The organism is Pseudomonas sp. AC239, assembly GCF_979258545.1.
Genome location: NZ_OZ409864.1, coordinates 2,210,736 through 2,232,792, shown reverse-complemented (window position 1 = coordinate 2,232,792; position 22,057 = coordinate 2,210,736). Strand labels below are relative to the sequence as shown.

The 22,057-nt window shown below is 59.2% G+C and carries 22 protein-coding genes and 1 pseudogene; 12 read left to right on the top strand and 11 right to left on the bottom strand.

Going from position 1 to position 22,057, the window contains the following annotated elements; all coding sequences use genetic code 11:
• Positions 1 to 17: 17 nt before the first annotated feature.
• Both cysQ and nudE read right to left on the bottom strand, forming a co-directional pair.
• A complete protein-coding gene (cysQ, locus tag ACZ0AZ_RS10275; protein ID WP_039757026.1) occupies positions 18 to 845 on the bottom strand; it encodes a 3'(2'),5'-bisphosphate nucleotidase CysQ in 828 nt (275 codons plus the stop codon).
• Between the two features lie 7 nt (positions 846 to 852).
• The gene (gene nudE, locus ACZ0AZ_RS10270; RefSeq protein ID WP_129998338.1) at positions 853 to 1,422 is read right to left on the bottom strand and encodes an ADP compounds hydrolase NudE; all 570 of its coding nucleotides are present in this window, start codon (positions 1,420 to 1,422) and stop codon (positions 853 to 855) included.
• 88 nt (positions 1,423 to 1,510) lie between these two features.
• On the opposite strand from nudE, the gene yrfG reads away from it, so the two are divergent.
• The gene (gene yrfG, locus ACZ0AZ_RS10265) at positions 1,511 to 2,173 is read left to right on the top strand and encodes a GMP/IMP nucleotidase (RefSeq protein WP_071174081.1); all 663 of its coding nucleotides are present in this window, start codon (positions 1,511 to 1,513) and stop codon (positions 2,171 to 2,173) included.
• A gap of 94 nt (positions 2,174 to 2,267) precedes the next feature.
• On the opposite strand, the gene lysM is transcribed toward yrfG, so the two are convergent.
• Positions 2,268 to 2,717 (bottom strand): peptidoglycan-binding protein LysM, encoded by a 450-nt coding sequence (gene lysM, locus ACZ0AZ_RS10260; protein ID WP_016772168.1) that lies wholly within the window; start codon positions 2,715 to 2,717, stop codon positions 2,268 to 2,270.
• 138 nt (positions 2,718 to 2,855) lie between these two features.
• On the opposite strand from lysM, the gene ACZ0AZ_RS10255 reads away from it, so the two are divergent.
• From ACZ0AZ_RS10255 to ACZ0AZ_RS10240, 4 genes are all read left to right on the top strand, one after another.
• Complete coding sequence (locus ACZ0AZ_RS10255; RefSeq protein ID WP_310404404.1) at positions 2,856 to 3,743, top strand: LysR family transcriptional regulator; 888 nt, start codon at positions 2,856 to 2,858, stop codon at positions 3,741 to 3,743.
• 92 nt (positions 3,744 to 3,835) lie between these two features.
• Positions 3,836 to 4,675: a formate dehydrogenase accessory sulfurtransferase FdhD gene (gene fdhD, locus ACZ0AZ_RS10250; RefSeq protein WP_039756451.1), complete on the top strand. Its 840-nt coding sequence runs from the start codon at positions 3,836 to 3,838 to the stop codon at positions 4,673 to 4,675.
• Positions 4,672 to 7,020, top strand: a complete 2,349-nt coding sequence (locus tag ACZ0AZ_RS10245) for an FdhF/YdeP family oxidoreductase (protein ID WP_463537320.1) — start codon at positions 4,672 to 4,674, stop codon at positions 7,018 to 7,020. Before fdhD ends, ACZ0AZ_RS10245 begins: the two co-directional genes overlap by 4 nt.
• A gap of 332 nt (positions 7,021 to 7,352) precedes the next feature.
• The gene (locus ACZ0AZ_RS10240) at positions 7,353 to 7,838 is read left to right on the top strand and encodes a glycine zipper domain-containing protein (protein ID WP_039756448.1); all 486 of its coding nucleotides are present in this window, start codon (positions 7,353 to 7,355) and stop codon (positions 7,836 to 7,838) included.
• A gap of 55 nt (positions 7,839 to 7,893) precedes the next feature.
• Here the strand turns inward: ACZ0AZ_RS10240 and ACZ0AZ_RS10235 are convergent, their stop codons facing one another.
• From ACZ0AZ_RS10235 to ACZ0AZ_RS10220, 4 genes are all read right to left on the bottom strand, one after another.
• Positions 7,894 to 8,325 (bottom strand): acyl-CoA thioesterase, encoded by a 432-nt coding sequence (locus tag ACZ0AZ_RS10235; protein ID WP_039756446.1) that lies wholly within the window; start codon positions 8,323 to 8,325, stop codon positions 7,894 to 7,896.
• Between the two features lie 140 nt (positions 8,326 to 8,465).
• Positions 8,466 to 9,692, bottom strand: coding sequence for a 3-hydroxyacyl-CoA dehydrogenase (locus ACZ0AZ_RS10230; protein ID WP_463537319.1), 1,227 nt, complete (start codon positions 9,690 to 9,692; stop codon positions 8,466 to 8,468).
• Positions 9,693 to 9,815: 123 nt separating this feature from the next.
• Positions 9,816 to 11,750, bottom strand: a complete 1,935-nt coding sequence (locus ACZ0AZ_RS10225) for a RecQ family ATP-dependent DNA helicase (protein ID WP_463537318.1) — start codon at positions 11,748 to 11,750, stop codon at positions 9,816 to 9,818.
• 37 nt (positions 11,751 to 11,787) lie between these two features.
• On the bottom strand, positions 11,788 to 12,216 hold the full coding sequence (locus ACZ0AZ_RS10220; protein ID WP_463537317.1) for a hypothetical protein: 429 nt from the start codon (positions 12,214 to 12,216) through the stop codon (positions 11,788 to 11,790).
• Here ACZ0AZ_RS10220 and ACZ0AZ_RS10215 point away from each other — a divergent pair.
• The 3 genes and pseudogenes from ACZ0AZ_RS10215 (at position 12,175) to nadS (ending at position 14,130) form a co-directional block, all read left to right on the top strand.
• Positions 12,175 to 13,191: a hypothetical protein gene (locus tag ACZ0AZ_RS10215; protein ID WP_463537316.1), complete on the top strand. Its 1,017-nt coding sequence runs from the start codon at positions 12,175 to 12,177 to the stop codon at positions 13,189 to 13,191. The two genes, ACZ0AZ_RS10220 and ACZ0AZ_RS10215, sit on opposite strands and share 42 nt — an antisense overlap.
• 335 nt (positions 13,192 to 13,526) lie before the next feature.
• Positions 13,527 to 13,840: pseudogene (locus ACZ0AZ_RS10210) on the top strand (type II toxin-antitoxin system RelE/ParE family toxin).
• A 2-nt stretch (positions 13,841 to 13,842) separates the two neighbouring features.
• Positions 13,843 to 14,130 carry a NadS family protein gene (gene nadS / locus ACZ0AZ_RS10205; RefSeq protein ID WP_016772178.1) on the top strand — a complete coding sequence of 96 codons (288 nt, stop codon included), beginning with the start codon at positions 13,843 to 13,845 and terminating at the stop codon, positions 14,128 to 14,130.
• Between the two features lie 107 nt (positions 14,131 to 14,237).
• Here the strand turns inward: nadS and ACZ0AZ_RS10200 are convergent, their stop codons facing one another.
• Positions 14,238 to 15,779 carry a phosphoenolpyruvate carboxykinase gene (locus tag ACZ0AZ_RS10200; RefSeq protein WP_039756440.1) on the bottom strand — a complete coding sequence of 514 codons (1,542 nt, stop codon included), beginning with the start codon at positions 15,777 to 15,779 and terminating at the stop codon, positions 14,238 to 14,240.
• A gap of 181 nt (positions 15,780 to 15,960) precedes the next feature.
• Complete coding sequence (gene hslO, locus ACZ0AZ_RS10195) at positions 15,961 to 16,863, bottom strand: Hsp33 family molecular chaperone HslO (RefSeq protein WP_129998342.1); 903 nt, start codon at positions 16,861 to 16,863, stop codon at positions 15,961 to 15,963.
• A 107-nt stretch (positions 16,864 to 16,970) separates the two neighbouring features.
• On the opposite strand from hslO, the gene ACZ0AZ_RS10190 reads away from it, so the two are divergent.
• Entirely contained in the window at positions 16,971 to 17,771 is an 801-nt protein-coding gene (locus tag ACZ0AZ_RS10190) for a phosphatase PAP2 family protein (protein WP_129998343.1), read from the top strand.
• A gap of 97 nt (positions 17,772 to 17,868) precedes the next feature.
• Here the strand turns inward: ACZ0AZ_RS10190 and ACZ0AZ_RS10185 are convergent, their stop codons facing one another.
• Positions 17,869 to 18,276, bottom strand: a complete 408-nt coding sequence (locus ACZ0AZ_RS10185) for an RNA-binding S4 domain-containing protein (protein ID WP_039756436.1) — start codon at positions 18,274 to 18,276, stop codon at positions 17,869 to 17,871.
• Between the two features lie 116 nt (positions 18,277 to 18,392).
• Between ACZ0AZ_RS10185 and rimA the strand changes: the two genes are divergently transcribed.
• Genes rimA through rimK form a run of 3 tightly spaced genes read left to right on the top strand, consistent with a single transcriptional unit; the run spans position 18,393 to position 20,570 of the window.
• The gene (gene rimA, locus ACZ0AZ_RS10180; RefSeq protein WP_129998344.1) at positions 18,393 to 19,172 is read left to right on the top strand and encodes a S6 modification regulatory phosphodiesterase RimA; all 780 of its coding nucleotides are present in this window, start codon (positions 18,393 to 18,395) and stop codon (positions 19,170 to 19,172) included.
• A gap of 16 nt (positions 19,173 to 19,188) precedes the next feature.
• A complete protein-coding gene (gene rimB / locus ACZ0AZ_RS10175; RefSeq protein ID WP_016772184.1) occupies positions 19,189 to 19,668 on the top strand; it encodes a retropepsin-like aspartic endopeptidase RimB in 480 nt (159 codons plus the stop codon).
• Positions 19,665 to 20,570 carry a 30S ribosomal protein S6--L-glutamate ligase gene (gene rimK, locus ACZ0AZ_RS10170; RefSeq protein WP_024011184.1) on the top strand — a complete coding sequence of 302 codons (906 nt, stop codon included), beginning with the start codon at positions 19,665 to 19,667 and terminating at the stop codon, positions 20,568 to 20,570. Before rimB ends, rimK begins: the two co-directional genes overlap by 4 nt.
• A gap of 91 nt (positions 20,571 to 20,661) precedes the next feature.
• On the opposite strand, the gene ACZ0AZ_RS10165 is transcribed toward rimK, so the two are convergent.
• A complete protein-coding gene (locus tag ACZ0AZ_RS10165) occupies positions 20,662 to 21,975 on the bottom strand; it encodes an ATP-binding protein (RefSeq protein WP_016770645.1) in 1,314 nt (437 codons plus the stop codon).
• Positions 21,976 to 22,057 lie beyond the last annotated feature (82 nt).

Sequence of the window (22,057 nt, the reverse complement as noted above, 5' to 3'; positions counted from 1 at the left end):
GATTCCGGATCAGAACATTAACCTCGGGCCAACTCCAACAACCGAGCTCGCCATGCAGCCTTCGCCGGCAGTGCCAGAAAGAACTCGTTCAACAGCGATTGCCGCGCCGGATAACAAAACGCTTCACCGCGCAGATCGAGCACTTCGCCACCAGCCCCTTCCAGCACGCCCTGAGCTGCAGCCGTGTCCCACTGCGAAGTCGGCGCCAGGCGTGGATAGCAATCGGCAGCACCTTCGGCCAACAGGCAGAACTTCAAGGAACTGCCGATATTGGCCAGTTGCAGCTCACCGAGACTGGCGCTCAACCCGGCCAGCAAACGCTCTTGCTCCGGACTGGAATGTCGACGGCTGGCCACCACGGTAAACGCCTCCCCCGGTGCAGGCACATCGCGCACCTGAATCGCCGTCGGCGTACCACTCTTGTCGCCACGCCAGGCACCGAGTCCGGCACCGCCGACGTAAAAGCGACCGTTGGTCGGCATCGTCACCACGCCAAACACCACCCGGCCATTTTCAATCAGCGCGATGTTCACGGTGAATTCCTCACTGCCACTGATGAATTCCTTGGTACCGTCCAGCGGATCCACCAGCCACCAGCGCTGCCAACTGGCGCGCACGCTCTGCGGGATATCGGCGTCCTCTTCCGAGAGCACCGGAATGCTCGGATCCAGCGCCGTCAGCCCGGCGACGATAAGATGATGCGCAGCCAGATCGGCGGCCGTCACCGGCGAATCATCGGACTTGGCGGTGACTTCAACGCCGGCGCGCCAGAACGGCAGAATTGCCTCGCCAGCCTGTAAAGCCAACTCAATTACCGGTGCCATCAGCGGATGGGGAAAATTCATCGAGGTCTCACTCATAGCTGAACATCCCGCGCTGGCGCAGCAGATCACGGGTCAAATACAGCGCCGCCAATGCGCGACCTTCGGTAAATTGCGGATTCAGCGCCAGCGCCGACAGTTCGCGCAGGTTGACCTTGTCGACCCGCATCGGCTCCGGTTCATCGCCTTCCAGCCGTTCTTCGTAGAGATCGGTGGCCAGCACCACCTGGATCTTCTGGCTCATGTAACCGGGTGACAGCGACAGCTCGGTCAAATGTTCAAGTTGGCGCGCGCCATAACCGGCTTCTTCCTTGAGCTCCCGCTCGGCCGCCGCCAGCACGTCTTCGCCCGGCTCGATCAAGCCTTTGGGCAGAGACAATTCATATTCGTCGGTGCCGCCGCAATATTCCTCGATCAACACCGCGTGTTCGGCATCAAGCATCGCGACGATCATCACCGCGCCGTAGCCCGCACCCTTGCCGACCAGACGCTCGTAGGTGCGCTCCACGCCATTGGAAAATCGCAGCTTGAGTTCTTCGACGCGAAACAGGCGACTGGTGGCGACGATCTCGCGGGCGAGTACGGTGGGTTTCTGGCGCATGCAAAGCTCCTTGGCGTGAACGCGCTACTATAACGCGGCTTTCCCGATTGTTTGAGTCGGATATCCTTTCACCGTTCGAGACGTTGCCATGCCTTCTTTACCGTGGTCCGACATCGATACCGTTCTGCTCGACATGGACGGTACGCTGCTGGATCTGCACTTCGACAACCACTTCTGGCTCGAGCACCTGCCCCAGCGCTACGCCGAACTGCACGGCATCAGCCGGGCCATGGCCGAGCTGGAATTGCAGCCGCTGTTCGAACGCCACGCCGGCCAGTTGCAGTGGTACTGCCTGGATTTCTGGAGCGCGGAACTGAAATTGTCGGTGCGCGAACTGAAACAGGAAACCGCCCACTTGATCGCCCTGCGCGCGGATGCCGACACCTTTCTCGACGCGATCAAACGCGCCGGCAAACGGGTGATCATGATCACCAACGCGCACCGCGATTCGTTGTCGTTGAAACTGGAACGGATTGAACTGGCACCGTACTTCGAACGGCTGATCAGCTCGCACGACTATGGTTATCCCAAGGAGAACCCGCAGTTCTGGGATGCCTTGCAGGCGGACATCGGGTTTGATCCGGCGCGCAGCCTGTTTATCGACGACACCTTGCCGATCCTGCGCAGTGCGCGGGATTTTGGCGTAGCGCATCTGCTCGCGGTGAAAGAACCGGACAGCCGCAAAGGGCCCAAGGACACGGCCGAGTTTGCCGCAGTCGAGGACTACCGCGATTTGATTGCAGGGCTTTGACGACGCGTTGCTGCCTTCGCGAGCAGGCTCGCTCCCACACTGAAATGCGTTTCAAATGTGGGAGCGAGCCTGCTCGCGAAAGCGCTTTCGAATGTTATTCGGGAATACGCAGTACTTGTCCCGGGTAGATCTTGTCTGGATGTTTGAGCTGAGGTTTGTTGGCCTCGAAAATCTTGTTGTACTGGTTGGCGTCGCCATAAACGCGCTTGGAAATCGCACTCAGCGTGTCGCCCTTCTCGACCGTGACAAATTTTGCGGCGGCGGCAACGCCACCCGTCACGGTGATCTGATCGTCCACGCCACTCACCCCGGCGACGTTACCCAGGGCCAAAAGAATCTTCTCTTTCTCTTCCTGACTCGCCGCTTCACCCGTGGCGATGACTTTCTCGCCCTCAACCTTGACCTGGATCTTCGACGTATCGATACCGGTCAGCGCTTCCTGCACGTGCTTGGTCAGCGCTGCGCTGTTGGCCTCGGCCTTGTCCGGCGTCAGTGCATCGAGAATCTTTTCACCGGCTTCTTTCAAAAAACTGAACAGGCTCATTGCATTCACTCCATGGAATAAAGGGTCAGTCGTCCAAGCCTAGACCACCCCAGCCGAACCCGGTTCCAGTCCGACCAATGACGCTGCCGCGCCGCAGGCGGTAGAATCGCCACACCCCGCCAACCGCCCGGAGCGAAGATGGACATCAAGCAGCTGAAATTCCTCATCGCCCTCGACGAAACCCGCCATTTCGGCCAGGCCGCCGCGCGCTGCCACATTACCCAGCCGACCCTGTCGATGCGTTTGCGCAGCCTCGAAGAAGAACTTGATCTGCCATTGGTCAACCGTGGCCAGCGCTTCGAAGGCTTCACCGCACCGGGCGAACGCGTGCTGGCGTGGGCGCGTACGGTGCTGGCGGCTTACGATGGCCTGCAGGCGGAAGCGGCGGCCTGTCGCGGCAACCTGATCGGTACGCTGCGCCTGGGTGTGGTGCCGCTGTCGAGTTTCGATCCGTTGCCGCTGATGCAACGTCTGCACGCGGCGCATCCGGAACTGCGCTTCGAGCTGTCGTCGCTGAGCTCGGAGCAGGTGCTCGAACACCTGGCGAACAACCGCATCGACATCGGCGTGTCGTATCTGGAACGTCTGGACAGCGAGCGCTTCGATTCGCTGGCCTTCAACGAAACGCGCATGGGCCTGCTCTACGACGAGCGCTCGTTCAGCTTCGGCGAAGAACCCCTGAGCTGGGAATCGCTGATCGAACTGCCGCTGTGCATGCTCACCAGCGGCATGCATTTTCGCCAGTCCATCGACCACAACTTCCACAGCCGTGGCCTGACGCCGCAACCGCTGCTGCAAACCGATGCCGTGCATCAATTGCTACAAGCGGTCCACGGCGGTTTTTGCTGCGCGATCATGCCCCTCGACGGCGGCGCGGAAACCCTCGCCGATCATCTGCGTCTGCAACCGATCGAAAATGCCCACACCCTCGCGCCGCTGGGGCTGATCATGCGACGAGGGGCACCCCGCTCAGCGCTGGCGGAAGCCTGTTTCGCGCTCTATCAAAAATCACCAAACGACGCTTGATCGACGGCATCTATCGGTAGATCGGTAATAGCGATTAGACGCGACAACTTGCCGCGCCTAGTCTTGACCTAGATCAAACCGTCGGTGATGCCATGAACGCCAAGCGCCCAGCCTGCGCGGCGCCAGCAATCGAAACGCCCGCGCCTGCCGCCAGCCAGACCTACAGCTACAGCGATTTACCCCTTGAGGCATCGGCCAGCACCGCGCTGGCCGAGGAAGTCGCGTTGGCGATCGCCTACAACGGCATCAGCCAGGCAGTGATGCTGGTCACCCCGACCGACCTCGAAGATTTCATCGTCGGTTTCAGCCTCGGCAGCGGCATCATCGAAGACGCCAGCGATATCTACGATCTGCAACTGACGGGTGCAGGCTCGGCGCAATACGCGCAGGTGACCATCGCCAATCGCGCATTCTGGAACCTCAAGCAACAGCGTCGGCAGTTGGCCGGCACCAGCGGTTGCGGATTGTGCGGCGTCGAAGCGGTTGAACAGGCGTTGCCTGATCTCAAGGTATTGCCTGGCGCAGCCTTGCCACCGATCGAATGGCTCGACGGCTTGCGCCAGCGCATCGGCGCGTTCCAGCCGCTCGGCCAGCACTGCGGCGCGGTGCATGCGGCGGTGTTCATGAATGCCAGCGGTGACTTACTGCTCGGCCGCGAAGACATCGGCCGCCATAACGCGCTGGACAAGCTGATCGGCGGACTGATCCGCCAGAAGATATCCACAGAGGGCGGGCTGGCGATCGTCACCAGCCGTTGCAGCCTCGAATTGATCCAGAAAGTCTTGCGTGCCGGCATCCAGACCCTGGTCAGCCTGTCGGCACCCACCGGCCTGGCCGTGCAATGGGCCCGGCGCCACAACCTCAATCTCATCCACCTGCCGCAGAAAAGTGCGCCGCGGGTGTACAGCCCCGCGATGGAGAATCAAGCGTGAGCCAACATCATCAAGCCGACCAGAAACCTGTCCCGCGTTACAAGCCTTACAAAGGTGCCGCCGGCGGCTGGGGCGCCCTGATCAGTGTGGCCCAGGCGTGGCTGACCAGCGACAACGCCCTGAAAAACCTGCGCATGATGCTCAAGACCAACCAGAACGGCGGTTTCGACTGCCCGGGTTGCGCCTGGGGTGATTCGCCGGAAAGCGGCATGGTCAAGTTCTGTGAGAACGGCGCCAAAGCGGTGAACTGGGAAGCGACCAAGCGTCGCGTCGATGCAAAATTCTTCGCCAAGCACAGCGTCACTTCCCTGCTGGAGCAGAGCGATTACTGGCTGGAATATCAGGGTCGCCTGACCGAGCCGATGGTCTACGACGCCGAGTCCGATCGCTACAAGCCGATCAGTTGGGAAGATGCCTTTGCCCTGATCGGCAAGCACCTGCGCAATCTGCCAAGCCCGGATCAGGCCGAGTTCTACACCTCGGGCCGCGCCAGCAATGAAGCGGCGTATCTGTATCAGCTGTTCGTGCGGGCTTACGGCACCAACAATTTCCCTGACTGCTCGAACATGTGCCACGAGGCCAGCGGCGTGGCGTTGGCGCAGAGTGTCGGGGTCGGCAAAGGCACCGTGACTTTCGACGACTTCGAGCACGCCGACGCGATTTTCGTCTGGGGCCAGAACCCCGGCACCAACCATCCGCGCATGCTCGAACCATTGCGTGAAGCGGTGAAACGCGGCGCCCAAGTGGTATGCATCAACCCGCTGAAAGAACGCGGTCTGGAGCGTTTCCAGCATCCCCAGCACCCGATCGAAATGCTCACCAACGGCGACAAGCCGACCAACACCGCGTACTTCCGCCCGGCACTCGGCGGCGACATGGCGGTGCTGCGCGGCATGGCCAAGTTCCTCCTGCAATGGGAACGCGATGCACAGAAGGCTGGCGAGCCGGCGGTGTTCGCCCATGATTTCCTCAATGCCCACAGCGCCAACGTGCTGGAGTACCTCGCCATCGTCGACGACACCTCGTGGGAGCACATCGTCGAGCAGTCCGGCCTGACGCTGATCGAGATCGAGCAAGCCGCGCGCATGTACGCCAAAGGCAAGAACGTGATCATGTGCTGGGCCATGGGCATCACCCAGCACCGTCATTCGGTGCCGACCATCCAGGAAATCGCCAACCTGATGCTGCTGCGCGGCAACATCGGCAAACCGGGCGCCGGTCTGTGCCCGGTGCGCGGCCACAGCAACGTGCAGGGCGACCGCACCATGGGCATCAACGAGCGCCCACCGGTGGCGTTCCTCGATTCGCTGGAGCGTCGCTTCCAGTTCAAGGTGCCGCGTCATAACGGCCACAACGTGGTCGAGGCGATTCATGCGATGGCCGAAGGTCGCGCCAAGGTGTTCATCGGCTTGGGCGGCAACTTTGCTCAGGCCACGCCGGACAGCTCGCGCACCTTCGAAGCGCTGCGCAACTGTGACCTGACCGTACAGATCAGCACCAAACTCAACCGCAGCCACCTCGCTCACGGTAAAGATGCGTTGATCCTGCCGTGCCTGGGGCGTACCGACATCGACATCCAGACCGAAGGGCCGCAAGCGGTCACCGTGGAAGACTCGTTCAGCATGGTCCACGCCTCCAACGGACAACTGCAGCCGCTGTCGAACCAGATGCGCTCGGAGCCGTCGATCATCGCCGGCATCGCTGCCGCGACACTGGGCAGCCAACCGGTGGACTGGAACTGGCTGGTGGCCGATTACGGGCGCATTCGCGAGCTGATCGCCGACACCATCCCGAACTTCAAGGACTTCAACGACAAGATCAAAAACCCGGGCGGTTTCTATCTGGGCAACTCCGCTGGCGCTCGCAAGTGGAACACGCCGTCGGGCCGTGCCAATTTCCGCGCGAACCAGTTGCCGAAGGATCTGGTCCACGAGCGCACCCGTGCCACTGGGCAAGTGCCGGATCTGATCCTGCAATCGATGCGTTCCCACGATCAGTACAACACGACGATCTATGGTCTCGACGACCGTTATCGCGGCGTGAAGGGCCAGCGTGACGTGCTGTTCGCCAACGAGGCCGACATCATTCGTCTGGGCTTCCGTCCGGGACAGAAGGCCGACATCGTGTCGATCTGGGACGATGGTCGTGAGCGCCGCGTGAAAGGTTTTACATTGTTGGCGTTCGATATTCCTGCGGGGCAGGCGGCGGCGTACTATCCGGAGGTCAATCCGCTGGTGCCGCTGGAAAGTACGGGCGATGGCAGCCACACGCCGACGTCGAAGTTCATTGCGATCCGGCTGGAGGCGGCGAGTGAGACGGGGTTGATCATGGCTAAATCGGCCTGAAGGGGTGTCAGTACCGGCCTATTCGCGAGCAAGCTCGCTCCCACATTGGAATGCGTTTCAAATGTGGGAGCGAGCTTGCTCGCGAAGGCGCTGGGACATTCAATACATTTCTTCCTGCCTGCAGGTTTTGAACGTCCACAAAAAAAGGCCGTTTTTGCATAAAAACGGCCTGTCCGAAGTAGCTAAAGACCGGCGAGAATCGGTTAAGTTCCGGTGAAAAAACAGTAACTTGCAATCTTGTATACAAGTCGTGTTATTCGTCGGATTTCGATTGTCACGCCCGTTGCAGAGCCTCAGGATCGGCGCCGTCATCCCTTTGAGGCTCATCCTCTATGAAGTTCTCCTCGATTCTCTTGTTGTCCCTTGGCCTGGTCAGTGGCTTCGCTTCTGCCGGAGGCACCACCGAAGCAGGTGTGGGCGGCGCATTGGGCGGGGTTCTTGGCTCGGTCGTCGGTCAATCGCTAGGCGGCAATACAGGTTCCACCATCGGCGCAGCCCTGGGCGGCGCGGGTGGTAGCGCAGTCGGCGCAGACAAACGCAGCCGCGGCGAAGCGGCCATCGGTGGTGCACTGGGTGCAGCCGGCGGTAACGTGGTTGGTCGCAGCCTCGGCGGCACCACCGGCAGCCTGATTGGCTCCGCCGCAGGTGGCGGCGCGGGCGGCGCGCTGGGTAACTACATGGGCAACAAGAGCGACGACGATGATCGTCGTTACGACCGTCGCCATGATGACCGTCGCTACTACCGCGACCGTGGTCATCCAGGTCGCGGCCATGCCTACGGCCACCGCAAGCATCACAAGTACTATCGCCACCACTAAGGCGAAGGCTTGAACGAAAATCGCAGCCCTTGTGGCTGCGATTTTTTTTGCGCCTTTAGATGACCAACTGCTCCAGAGCTCCGCGCAAACCGGCAGGAATCGGCACCGGCTGATTGCTCGCCCGATCGACAAACACATGCACGAATCGCCCCGCCGCACACGCCTCGCTTTCGCCGACCTTGAACACAGCCAGTTCGTATTGCACTGAACTGTTGCCCAGCTTGCCGACCCGCAGCCCGATCTCGATCAGATCCGGAAAAGCGATCGAGGCAAAATAATCGCAGGCCGAACTGACCACGAAACCCACCACCTCGCCGTCATGGATATCCAGGCCACCGACCTGGATCAGATAAGTGTTCACCGCTGTGTCGAAGAAGCTGTAGTAGGTGACGTTGTTGACGTGACCGTAGGCGTCGTTGTCGTGCCAGCGTGTGGTGATGGGCTGGAAGTGGGGGTAGTCGCAGCGTTGCGGTGTCGGGTTGGGCATTGATCAGGGATTCCTTCGGATTTTCGGCGAGTCTAATTCAAACCGTGGCAGGCCCTTCGCGAGCAGGCTCGCTCCCACATTGGATCGCGCTCTTCTGTGGGAGCGAGCCTGCTCGCGAAAGTCAGCACAGCCGACCGGTGTCAACGCTCAGCAAACCCCTTCCCCTGCGCCGCCAATTCGCCAATCAAGCGCGCCGGCTTCCACTGATCGCCCTGTCGCGTCTCCAGCGCCAGCAAGCGCTGATGAATGTCCGCCAGCCCTTGCTGATCCGCCCAGGCCATCGGCCCGCCCTTCTCCGCTGGAAAGCCATAGCCATTCAAGTACACCAGGTCGATGTCATGGGCTGAGCCGGCTATGCCTTCCTGCAGGATCTTCGCGCCTTCGTTAACCAGCGCCAGCACACAGCGCTCAAGGATTTCTTCAGTGCCGATGTCGCGACGCTGGAAACCCAGCTCCTCGCTGACCCGCAGCACCAGCGCATCCACTTCAGGATCATGCTCGGCCTGGCGGCTGCCCGGCTCATAGTGGTAGTAACCGTTACCGGACTTCTGCCCGAACCGGCCCAGTTCGCACAAGCGGTTATCCACCTGAACTTCCGGCGCATCCTGCCCTTTGCCAGCCAGTTCGCGGGCACGCCACTCCAGATCAATGCCAACCACGTCGTACATGCGAAACGGTCCCATGGCGAAACCGAAGCCCTGTAGCGCGGCATCCACCTGCTGTGGATACGCGCCTTCGAGGAGCATTTTGCGCGCTTCCAGTACATACGGATGCAGCATGCGGTTGCCGATAAAACCGTGACAGTTGCCCGACACCACGCTGACCTTGCCCATGCGCTTGCCGAGCGCCAGCGCTGCCTCCAGCGCCGCCGGCGATGTTTGCGCACCGCGCACGATTTCCAGCAGTTTCATGATATGGGCCGGGCTGAAGAAGTGCAGACCCAGCACCTGTTCCGGGCGCCGGGTTGCGGCGGCAATCGCGTCGATATCCAGCGCCGAGGTGTTGCTCGCCAGCAGAGCCTCGGGCTTGAGCAGTCCGTCGAGTTCGCGAAAGATCTTCTGTTTCAGCTCGAGGTTTTCGTACACCGCTTCGATCACCAGGTCGACATTGCGAATCGCCGCGTAATCCGCCGCCGCAGAGACGCGAGCAATGCGCGCGTCCGCCTCGCCCTGATCGATGCGGCCCTGACGCACGTTGTGTGCATAGGTTTCGGCGACCGCTGTCAGCGCTTGCTCGAGCATCTGTGGACTGTTATCTACCCACTGCACGTTCACGCCAGCATTGGCCAGGCACATGACAATGCCACGGCCCATGGTGCCCGCGCCGATCACGGCAGCCTGCTGAATATCGAAGAGTGTCTGGCTCATGTTGTTCTCTTGTTGGCGATCCGAAGACAGATTCCAACCTTAGTCAGGCAACGGCGCTTTTTGAAGTTTATTAGCGTGATGATCGACATTCAGCGGATGGATGCAGCGCCCACAGACTCTCTGCTAATCGAGCAAGTGACTGTCCGCCCAATCGCGGACCTCTGCGTAGGGATACTCTTCCAACGTAGCAAAACCCGGTATCGCCCGCGCCTTGAGTTTGGTGAACAACGGCACGCTGATTCCGCACAGGAATCGCGTCAGGCGTTCGGCCGAGGGAACACCGCCTGTGTGCTGCTCATGCCTGTGGATAAAATCACCACACAGTTCTGCGAAGTTTTTATCCACAAGCGGCGGCAATGGCGGCGGCTCGGGCAACCGCGCGATCTGGCCGTAACATACCGAACAATGGCCGCAATGCTCAGGGGCATTGTGATCACCGAAATACTCGGCCAAGCGATAACCCAGGCAGCGTTCGGTGGCGAACAGGTCAAGCATGGCGTGAATCCGCGCCACTTCGGTCTGCTCGTGGCGAGTGAAGTATTCGTGCAGCTCAGCGCTCAGGGCATCGCTGTGAAAATCGCTGTGCAGCAGGCTGTAAACCTCGGTCATCTGCTTGCTTTCAAGCTCGACCCAGCCCTTTTCCTGGAAATAATCCAGCGCCGTCACCACCCGATTGCGCCCGGCCGAATACTGCGAGTACATCGCCTCGAAATTCACCGTGGCCCAAGTGCGTGCGCGAGTTGACGTCTGGATGATCGCCGCAACGAAATCCCTGCGCTCGCCTTCGAAGCGCTGGAGCAGTGCTTCAGGCTCAAGCAGGTATTTGAAGCGGTACTCGGCGTAATAGGCGTAACGCGGCGCGATCAGACCTCGCAGTTCCAGCTGCACCAGCAACGTCTTCAACGGCAACGAACGAATATTGCTCTGATCGGCCAGTGGCCCAAGCAGAAACTCCCACTGTCCTTCCGGTACCGAGGCTTTGAGCTCGTCGAGTACATAACGAATTCCGTCGCGTTCGGGCGTGTCGCCATAAACAAAATTTTCCAGCACGTTGAGGCTGTCGCGATTGGCCAGTACCAGGCAATCCGAAGGCTGCCCGTCACGCCCGGCGCGGCCGATCTCCTGACTATAGTTTTCGATGGATTTGGGCAGATCGAAATGCACCACGTTGCGGATGTCGCTCTTGTCGATGCCCATGCCGAAAGCGATGGTGGCGACAATGCAGTTGGACTGCCCGGCCATGAAGCGGCGTTGAATGCCTTCACGCTGATCATGCGGCAAACCTGCGTGGTAAGCCTCGGCCTGGATTCCATTGCGTTGAAGGTGCTCGGCGATGTGCTCGGCGGTCTTCTGCAACGTCACGTAGACAATGCTCGGTTGCCCTGGGCGTTCGGTCATCCATTCGACCAGACGCCGGCGCTTGTCCTGACCGCGTACAGGCTCGACCAATAGGTTGAGGTTGGGCCGATAGAAACCGGTGGTGACCACATCGTCCGGAGCAATGGTGAATTTGGCCTGCATGTCGGCGATGACTTTCGGCGTGGCTGTGGCGGTTAGCAGCAGTGCCTGCGGGATGTTGAACTGACGCTGGTAGTCGGGCAGTTTCAGGTAATCCGGCCGAAAGTTGTGGCCCCATTCAGAAATGCAGTGCGCCTCGTCGACCACCAGTAACGAGATCGGCACCTGCTGCAGGAAATTGCGGAAGCGCTCATTTTTCAGGCGCTCGACGGAAATCATCAAAATCTTCAATTCACCCGAACGCGCACGGGCCATGACATCGCTGGCATCCTCGCGGCTCTGCGCCGAATCGATGCTTCCGGCCGAAATGCCGTGGCGCTTGAGAAACGCCAGTTGATCCTGCATCAACGCCAGCAACGGCGAAACCACCAAAGTCAGGTGTGGCAGTAAAAGTGCCGGCAGTTGGTAGCAAAGGGACTTGCCGGAGCCGGTGGGAAAGATCGCCGCCGCCGAACGCCCCGCCAGCACCGCGCTGACAGCGGCTTCCTGACCGGGTCGAAACTGGGGATAACCAAAAACCTGTTTCAGGGTGTCGTGCATTTGCTGTCACTCCTTTGACTGCTGCCATGTCCAAAGACTAGCGGGCGATTGCAGCGAGTCGAGAAAAGGTTGGAGGTAAAATCGATACCGAATAATACAGGGTATCAAGCGCAGACGAGGGTTCATCAGGTAGATGAAGTCTCCAGACAACTAAAAATTCCTGCAATAAAAATTTCATTACAGACCAAACAACAATGGATTTATTCAAACTACAAGAATCGAAACAACGAAAAACTTTATCAATCCAATCAACCGCAACTAGATTGCTTGCTCTTCCCAATAGAACGAGAGCAACAAAATGACAACTTTGACGATATTTTTCTGCGGCACCGGCTCCAACAAGTTTGATGACAAACATAAAAGCTTCTGGGATGGCGAAATCGTTTCTACGCTTGCTGCGCACCACAGCGGACGGGAATTTGCCGTGTGGATCGTCGTCGACGGCCCGGGCAGCGGCAATCTGCAAGCCGATGACCTGTTCACCAAAACCTCTGAATATGGCTTGTCCGGTACTCTGTTCGGTAAAGGCTGGGACGAAAACGTGCAACACGCCGTGAACATTATCAAAGGCAAATGCGACTGGCAGCGCAAACAACTGACTGAGACAGAATATAACCGCCTTAAAACCGCAGGCATTCCGATTGACGATGTGAAAGTTGAAGGCTCCTGGTTCTGGCGCCAGTACAACTATGGCGATCGTAGTATTACCCAACAGAAATTACAGGAACAAATCATCAAGACTTTCCGCAAGGACGGCGTTATTCCGACACGAGTCAATCTGGTCGGCTGGAGCCGTGGCGGTATCAGTTGCCATATGCTCGCCAACGCAATGTTCAAGGACGCTGCACTCAAACATATTCCCGTGAATATCTTTGCGGTTGACCCGGTTCCGGGAATCGGCAACTTCCAGGAAAACCGCGTGAAACTCGAATCCAACGTCAAGGAATACATCGCCTTCTATGCCCGCGATGAGCGTTCGAAGGGCTTCAGCTGCGTGATTCCGCAAACCGCAACCGGCACAAAAACCTCGATCTATCCAATGGCCGGTCGCCACGCCACCCTCGCCGGCAACGCCACGGCACTCGGCGGCGAGCCGAGCAGCAGCAGCGATCTCAACGCGCTGATCGAACCCGGCCGTATCGTTCGCCATCTTGCCGAGACCTGCCTCAAGCGCTGGGGCGTGCCATTGAGCAAGACCCTTAACCTGAGCGATGCCGACCTGCTTCGTTTCACCGGCGCCATCGTCAGCGACGAAGCCCGCTACAAGAAGATGCACAGCCAGTCCTACACCTATTTCACCGAACTGGATAAAGGCGAGCGCTATGTCTCGCTGGGCAGCAAAGGCGTGCCGTTTTCCGCGGTCAAAGGCACGATCTACCGCCCGGCAACCGGACTGACCACGAGCCTGCTGGATATTTCCGGCTACCAGCATCTGCGTTGAAAGGCGTTGAAGCGACAGTAGTGACTGTCTGACACATTGTTCGTCCCGTTCCTACTTCACCCGATGCCTTGTCGGCTATCGCGAGCGGGTGGTGCGAACCTATAGTCATGGTGTCGCTGCTTTGGTCAGCGACACCCACATCACCCACACCCTGTATCCGCTGACAGGTCGACTGCGACCTGCTGCAAGTCGCACAGACACAAATGCTCAACTGGAAAGCGCCGGCCTAAGCCGAGCAGCCTTATCACCGCCGATCTCTGTCGGCGATCAAGCACCAATCATCCTCATCAACACTTCAGCATTGCCTGAAAGTAAGTCAATGGCGTACATTGACCATGATTTTTATTGAGACTTCAGTCTTTACCCGCCGAGTAAGAGAGTTACTGGACGACGATGCCTACGCCACCTTTCAAACGCAATTGGTCGCAAACCCGTCTATTGGCGATGTAATCGAAGGAACCGGCGGGGTGCGCAAAGCACGAGTCGCCTCCAAAGGACATGGCAACGGGGTGGCGCAAGGGTTATCTACTACCACTTCGTTTCAGCATCACAGATCGCGTTGTTGATGATTTATCCAAAAAACGAGCAGCAGGATCTTACCCCTGACGAACGGAAAGCACTGAAGGCCATGATTGGAAACTGGAGGTAACCATGAGCAAATTTTTTGATGAGCTGATGGAAAGCGTGCAGGAAATGGATGAGATTCTTCGGGGTGAAAAAAAGCCGTCCCGCGAATTCTATGTGGATGCATTACAGGTTAAACAGATTCGCAAAGCTACAGGAATGACGCAGGCAAAGTTCGCAGCCTTGATCGATGTTCAGTTGGGAACGTTACGTAATTGGGAGCAAGGTCGTCGTCAGCCGACGGGGCCGGCCAAAGCACTACTCAAGGCCATTCATAACGATCCTGTCCATGTACTGAGTGCACTGGCTGATTGACAGATAGCCAGGGCAAGCCAAGTCTTTGAGTCCAACCAAGCTGCATTTCAGATCGGAAATAAAAAACCGCCCCAAAGGGCGGTTTTTTATTCAGTGCAAACCATTACTTACAACTTCGGCCCAGCCGCCTTGATCGCGTCGCTCACTTCGAACTTCTTGAAGTTCTCGATGAACAGACCGGCCAGTGCTTTCGCTGCCTCGTCGTATGCTGCCTTGTCAGCCCAGGTGTTGCGTGGGTTGAGCAGGTTGGTGTCGACGCCCGGAACGGCCAGTGGCACGTCGAGGTTGATGGTGTCGAGGTGTTCGGTGGCAGCACCGATCAGTGCGCCGCTCTGGATCGCTGCGATCACTGCGCGGGTGGTCGGGATGTTGAAGCGTTGGCCGACGCCGTAGCCGCCGCCGGTCCAGCCGGTGTTGACCAGGTAGACCTTGGAGCCGAAACCGCGAATGCGCTTGATCAGCAGTTCGGCGTATTCGCCAGCCGGACGCGGGAAGAACGGTGCGCCGAAGCAGGTGGAGAAGGTCGACTTGATGCCGCTGCCCGAACCCATTTCAGTCGAGCCCACCAGTGCGGTGTAGCCGGACAGGAAGTGGTAGGCCGCTTGCTCTTCGTTGAGGATCGACACTGGCGGCAGCACGCCGGTCAGGTCGCAGGTCAGGAAAATCACCGCGTTTGGCTCGCCACCGAGGTTCTTCTCGGAACGCTTGGCAACGTGCTCCAGCGGGTAAGCGGCGCGACTGTTCTGGGTCAGGCTGACATCGGCGTAGTCGGCGTGCTTGGCGTCGTTGATCACGACGTTTTCCAGCACCGCGCCGTGCTTGATGGCTTTCCAGATGACCGGCTCGTTCTTCTCGGAGAGGTCGATGCACTTGGCATAGCAACCGCCTTCGATGTTGAACACCACGCCTTCGCCCCAGCCGTGTTCGTCGTCACCGATCAGGTAACGGCTTTCGTCCGCCGACAGGGTGGTTTTACCGGTGCCCGACAGACCGAAGAACAGGGTCACGTCGCCGTCTTCGCCGATGTTGGCAGCGCAGTGCATTGGCAGCACGTCAGCGGCCGGCAGCAGGAAGTTCTGCACCGAGAACATGGCTTTCTTCATCTCACCGGCGTAACGCATGCCGGCGATCAGCACTTTCTTCTGCGCGAAGTTGATGATCACGCAACCATCGGAGTTGGTGCCGTCACGCTCAGGCACGCACTCGAAGTTGGCGACGTTGAGCACTTGCCATTCTTCACGGCCAGCCGGGTTGTACTGGGCCGGATTGATGAACAGGCAACGACCGAACAGGTTCTGCCAGGCAGTCTGGGTGGTCATTTTCACGGCCAGGTAGTGATCTTCCGCCGCGCCTACATGGACGTGGGAAACGAAGTGCTCTTGCGCGTTGTTGAAAGCCTCGACGCGAGCCCACAGGGCATCGAACTTGTCGGCCGGGAACTTGCGGTTGATCGGGCCCCAGGCGATAGCGGCCTGGGTGGAAGGCTCTTCAACGATGAAACGGTCGACTGGCGAACGGCCGGTGCGGTGACCGGTGCGAACAACCAAGGCGCCGGTATCGGCAAGCTCGCCTTCACCGCGATTCAGGGCTTCTTTTACCAGATCATCAACACTCAGATCGGTGTACACGGCGTTATTGGCTTGCGTCATGAGGTTCCCCGTCGGCCAGTGGCCGAGTGTGCTCCAAACGTTTTGTAGTAGAAAGTCGTGCACTACTACCGCGAAAAAAGTGGGCCGGATTATGCCAGAAAAGCCCAAAAAGAGTAGGGTCCTCCCGTCGTAACGGCGATATTCCGTCATTGCGCAGTGAATTTACCTGCGCTGAACCGTTTTAGTGACGGGTATCTGACGGCGTATCGACGCCCGCGCCAGCGAACAATTGAGTGATATCAGCCGCGTCGAACAGGTACTGCTGATTGCAGAACTGGCAATCGATCTCGACTTTGCCACCCTGCTCGGCGGCCAGCGCCAGCGCATCCTCCAGCCCAAGACTGACCAGCGCATTGCCGGAGCGTTCCCGCGAGCAGCTGCAGCTGAAGCGCAGATGCTGCACATCGAACAGACGTACCTGCTCCTCGTGATACAGCCGATGCAGCACGGTTTCGTTGTCGAGGCTGAGCAATTCATCGGCGCTCAGAGTGCTGGCCAACGCGGTGAGATGCTGCCAGCTAGCAGCGCGGTCCTCTTCGTCTTTCAACCGATCGGCAGGGAGTTGTTGCAGCAGCATGCCGCGTGCACGACGACCATCGGCGAACAGCTTGAAGCGTGTGCCGACCTGCTGCGACATGACGAAATAGTTGGTGAAGCAATCGGACAGGGTTTCGCCGTCGAGATCGACAATGCCCTGATAGCGCTGGCCCACAGTCGGATCGACAGTCAGGGCCAGAACGCCGTTCGGCATCAGGTCGCTGAGGGTAGCGTCGGCCGCGATCTGCTCGGCGTCATAGCGCGCCAGGCCACGGATTTCGCGCTCGCTGGAGCACTCGATCATCAGCAGCGGAATCGGCCCTTCCGAGCGCGCCTGCAAAATCAACAGGCCATCGAACTTGAGCGTGCCGACCAGCAACGAAGCGGCCGCCATCAGTTCGCCGAGCAACTGTGCGACCGGCTCCGGGTACGGGTGTTTGGCGAGGACTTCGGCGTAGCTGCGCTCCAGCGCTACCAGTTCGCCGCGAGTGTCGCTGTCATCGAAGATGAAGCGTTGAGTGAAATCGGTATCCGCTAGGTCGGTCATAGGTCTGGGTATCTGAATGTGATGACAAAATGATTACAAAACGTGAAAATTTGCGCTTGCTGGCACTTTTTTTGGTACCGGCGCTTTTTCGCCATGGGAGGCATTTTATGAACAATCCGGGTTTGTTCCAATCAAGGTGGAACCTCGGCCGGCTGGTTCTGTGTAACGTAGTGCCGTTGGCGCTACTGGCTTTCTGGTTATGGCCTACCGGCCAGATGCTGTGTGTGATTTTCGACGAGTGGCTGTTCCGCTCACTGAATGCACCGCTGGCCAGCAACCCGATATGGCTCCACATCTGGGCAATTACAAGTCTGCGCCCGTTCGACATCGTCGTCGGACTGATTCTGCTGACGCTGCTGATCAAGGGCGACTGGGTCTTCAGGGCGATCGACGTGCGCCGCGCATTCTTCGGTTTTTTCTCCATCCTGCTGTTGATGGTGGTGATTCGCGCGCTGTTTTCCAAATTCGCCGACCATATGGGCTGGCAGCACAGCAGCCCGTCGATGGTGCTTGAGGGCGCCGTACACATCAGTGATTACTTTCCGCACCTGGAAAAAACCTGGGAGCTGAAGGATCGCTCGGGCCAGAGCTTCCCGGGTGATCACGCTTCGGTGCTGTTGATCTGGGCACTGTTCATGGGCGTGTTCAGCCGCACGGTCGGGCAATTTCTGACGGTCTGGGGTCTGGCAGTGTTGTTCATGCTGCCGCGTCTGGTGGCCGGCGCGCATTGGGGCCAGGACGATTACATCGGTGGCGTACTGCTGGCGGTATGGGCGTTGGGCTGGGGCTACTACACGCCGTTTGCCTTTCACGCCGCGAACTTCTGGTTGAAGCTGACCGCCCCGGTTTTCGCATTGCTGGCCAAGTTGCCGCTGGTGTCGCGGATGAGTGTGGTGCGTAGCGCCTGATTCCGCGTCGTAGTCGATTCGCAAGCATGCTCGCTGCCACAGACTACTCGATCAAATGTGGGAGCGAGCCCGCTCGCGAAGAGGCCGGCATAACGTTTCAATCTTCGTTGCTGCTACCGCGAAACTTGAACAAATCACGCCGCTGCTTTTTGCTCGGCTTGCCATCGGTGCTCACGCCCAACGACCCTGCCTTGCGCATCGCCGCAGCTGCTTCGCGCTTGGCGATACTCGCTTCGGTCTCGGCATACAGGGTCTGCGCCTCGGGTGCGCCCCGACGCACGATCGACAACGCCTCGACCCTCACCGTGCGCACTTCGAAGCCGGTGCGAATCTCGAACTCGTCACCGATGCGTGGTTCCTTGCCCGGTTTGCAGCGCTCGCCACGGCAATGCACCTTGCCACTTTCAATGGCTGCTTTGGCCAGCGCACGGGTCTTGTAGAAACGCGCCGCCCACAGCCATTTATCGAGACGGACCTTGTCGTCCTCTTCCTGCTTCTGTCCCATATGAATTCCTCGCTCAGCCAGTAGTCGGAACTGTACTACCGTTTCTGTCGGGCGCAAGAACTCGGCCCACCAGATAGACTGTGATCTTCGCCGCCTGACCGGCCTGGAGTGATCGAGTGACAAAATTTCCGACTTCATTGACCTCGCCAAAGGGCGGTTGCCAGGGCTGCCAGCAGAGCGAGCCGCTGGACTTCGATTTTGCCTTCGCCTACCAGCCGATCGTCGATCTGCGCGACCAATCGGTATTTGCCCATGAAGCGCTGGTGCGCGGTGTGGCCGGTGAGGGTGCGCTGTCCGTGTTAAATCAGGTTACAGAAGACAACCGCTACCGCTTCGACCAGCTCTGCCGGACTCGCGCCATCGAAGGCGCGGCCAGTCTTAATATGCAGACACACTTATCGATCAACTTTTTGCCCAACGCCGTCTACCGTCCAGAGTTATGCATTCGCAGCACACTGGAGGCCGCACGAACACACAACTTTCCGATCGACCGGCTGATTTTTGAAACCCTGGAAATCGAGCACGTAGATAATTATCGCCATTTGACCAATATTCTGCGTGAATACCGCGAATTCGGCTTCAAGACCGCCATCGACGATTTCGGTGCCGGTTATTCGGGGCTCAATCTGCTGGCTGATTTCCAACCGGACCTGATCAAACTCGACATGGCGCTGATCCGCGATATCGATCAAGACCGTGTCCGTCAGGTAATCGTGCGGGGGATTGTCACAATGTGTGCGGAGTTGAACGTTACAGTCATTGCCGAGGGCATCGAGAGCGCCGGGGAACGGGACTTCCTCGCGGACTGTGGAATATTTCTGATGCAGGGCTACTGGTTCGCCAAACCTGCTTTCAAAGCGTTGCCCCAGGTGCCAGACGAAGCCTGGAAGCGTTAACCCTTGGTTTTTTTCTTTGAAGACATTTGATCATTTGACCGTTGTCGGTCTGCGCGAGTGGGTGGCGCTCCCGGGCCTGGGAGTCGCGGGCCTGCGCGCAAAAATCGACACCGGCGCCAGCACCTCCAGCCTGCACGCCACCGATATCGAACCGTTCGAACGTGACGGCGAGAAATGGGTGCGTTTCACCGCGCACCTCGGCACGGTGGTGCAGCTGCGTCACCGGCGCTGCGAAGCGCCGCTGGTCACGCGCAAAACCATCAAGAGCTCCAACGGCCATGCGCAGGTGCGCTACGTGATCAGTACCACGCTGGCTTTGGGCGATCGGGTCTGGCCAGTGGAATTCACTTTGGCCTGCCGCAAGTCCATGCGTTATCGCCTGTTGCTCGGTTCCAAAGCCCTGATCGATGGCCAACTGGTGGTCAATCCGGGCATCAAGTATGTACAAGACAAGCCGGTGTTCCCGGTATCTACCTCCTCCACAGGTGTTGCATGAAGATCGCTGTGCTGTCGCGTAATCCGCGTCTGTATTCCACCCGCCGTCTGGTCGAAGCCGGAATCGAGCGCGGGCATGAAATGGTGGTGATCGACACCTTGCGCGCCTACATGAACATTGCCAGCCACAAGCCGCAGATCCATTACCGCGGCAAACCGCTGGAAGGTTTTGATGCGGTGATCCCGCGGATCGGCGCGTCGGTGACGTTCTACGGCTGCGCGGTGTTGCGTCAGTTCGAAATGATGGGCGTGTTCCCGCTCAACGAGTCGGTGGCCATTGCCCGCTCGCGGGACAAATTGCGTTCCCTGCAGCTGCTGTCGCGGCGCGGAATCGGTTTGCCGGTCACCGGTTTTGCCCACTCGCCGGACGACATTCCCGATCTGATCGCCATGGTCAACGGCGCACCGCTGGTGATCAAGGTACTCGAAGGCACACAGGGCATCGGCGTGGTACTGTGCGAAACCGCGACGGCGGCAGAGTCGGTGATCGAAGCATTCATGGGCCTGAAGCAGAACATCATGGTTCAGGAATACATCAAGGAAGCCGGCGGCGCGGATATCCGCTGCTTCGTGGTCGGCGACAAGGTGATCGCGGCAATGAAGCGTCAGGCCAAGCCGGGCGAGTTTCGTTCCAACCTGCATCGCGGCGGCAGCGCCAGCCTGATCAAGATCACCCCGGAAGAACGCATGACCGCGTTGCGCGCGGCCAAGGTAATGGGCCTGGCAGTGGCGGGTGTGGATATCCTGCGCTCCAATCACGGGCCGCTGGTGATGGAAGTCAATTCGTCGCCGGGACTGGAAGGGATCGAGACCACCACCGGCAAGAATGTCGCCGGGATCATCATCGAGCATCTGGAAAAGAATGGCGGGCCGAATATGACCCGCACCAAGGGCAAGGGCTAGAAAAGCAGGTGCTAGCGGCAAGCTTCAAGCGGCAAGTGAACAGCGCTTTGCTTGCAACTTGCAGCTTGAAGCTTGAAGCTTGCAGCTGCTTCTAGACCGCATCTCGGGGCAACATCAATCCAAGCGGCAATCTCACCCGCGCCTCCAGTCCACCCCCGGACCGGTTGCGCAATTCGACATTGCCGCCATGCATCGCCGCAATCCTTTTCACGATCGCCAGTCCTAGCCCGGTACCTTTGCCACCGCGAGCCCGATCACCTCGGGTAAACGGGTTGAAGATTGCTTCAAGCTCGGACGGATCGATACCGGCGCCACGGTCCATCACACTCAGGACCACATACGGCGCGCTGGTATCTCCTGACACATAAGCCGCGACCTCAACACCCGTGCCGGCATGGTTCAAGGCGTTGCCGATCAGGTTATTAAGCAGGCGTTTCATCGATACTCGACGTAGCGGAAACGGCTGGATCGGTTCCAGGCGCAAACGTACCTTCTCTTCATTCTGGTTGTATGGCGCGGCAACTTCGCGCACCAGATCGCTGAGGTCGACTTCTTCTACAGACTCATCGCGACCGTCGCGGATGAACGCGAGGAACTGGTCGAGAATCGCATCCATGTCTTCGATGTCGCGAACCATGTCGTCGGTGAGGTCGGTGTGATCGCCCATCAGTTCCAGCGACAGGCGCAAGCGCGTCAGCGGTGTGCGCAAGTCATGGGAGACGCCGGCGAGCATCAGCTCACGCTCGCGCCCGGCCTGTTCGACGTCCTCGGCCATCTGATTGAAGGCGCGGTAAACCTCGGTCATTTCGCTGGGCGTGTCGCTGATCGGCAGGCGCACGCTGCGGCCCTGGCCGAGTTGTCGCGCGGCATACACCAGACGCTTCAGCGGCTGGTTGAGCTGGCTGACGAAAATCCATGCCGACGCCGTCGATAGCAGGCCGATGGCGAGGAACCAGCCGAGCACGTTCCAGATTTTCTGGCCGCGCAGCGGATGTGGATACAGCGGTACTTTCAGCCAGCCATCGCCCAGGCTCGGCGCCCTCACCCACAATGCCGGCGGCGAGTGCATGCGCAAGCGCACCTCGGTGTCGGCACCCAGTTCCGCCTGCATCTGACGTTGGTAGATTTCGCTGTACGGCCAGTGCTGCTCGCCTTCCGGCACACCGGCGCCAACCACGCGGATCAGGGTCGCGGCATCGGCGATTTTTGCGCGGTTTTCTTCGTCGGCGGCCCAATAGGCGCGCAGCGTCAGAGCGACGCCATGGCTGTATTGGCGATCCACCAGCACGTCCTCGTTCATCAACAGATAAACCAGGGTCAGCGCCTTGGAAAACAGCACGACGATCAGCACCAGCCAGAGGGTGCGGGAGAAAAAACTTTGGGGGAACCAGACGGGGGTTTTCATCTTTAACCGCTACACACTTGCAGGAGCGAGCAATGCTCGCATATTGCGGATTGCGAGTCTGTGGCAATGGCCGTGCGACCAG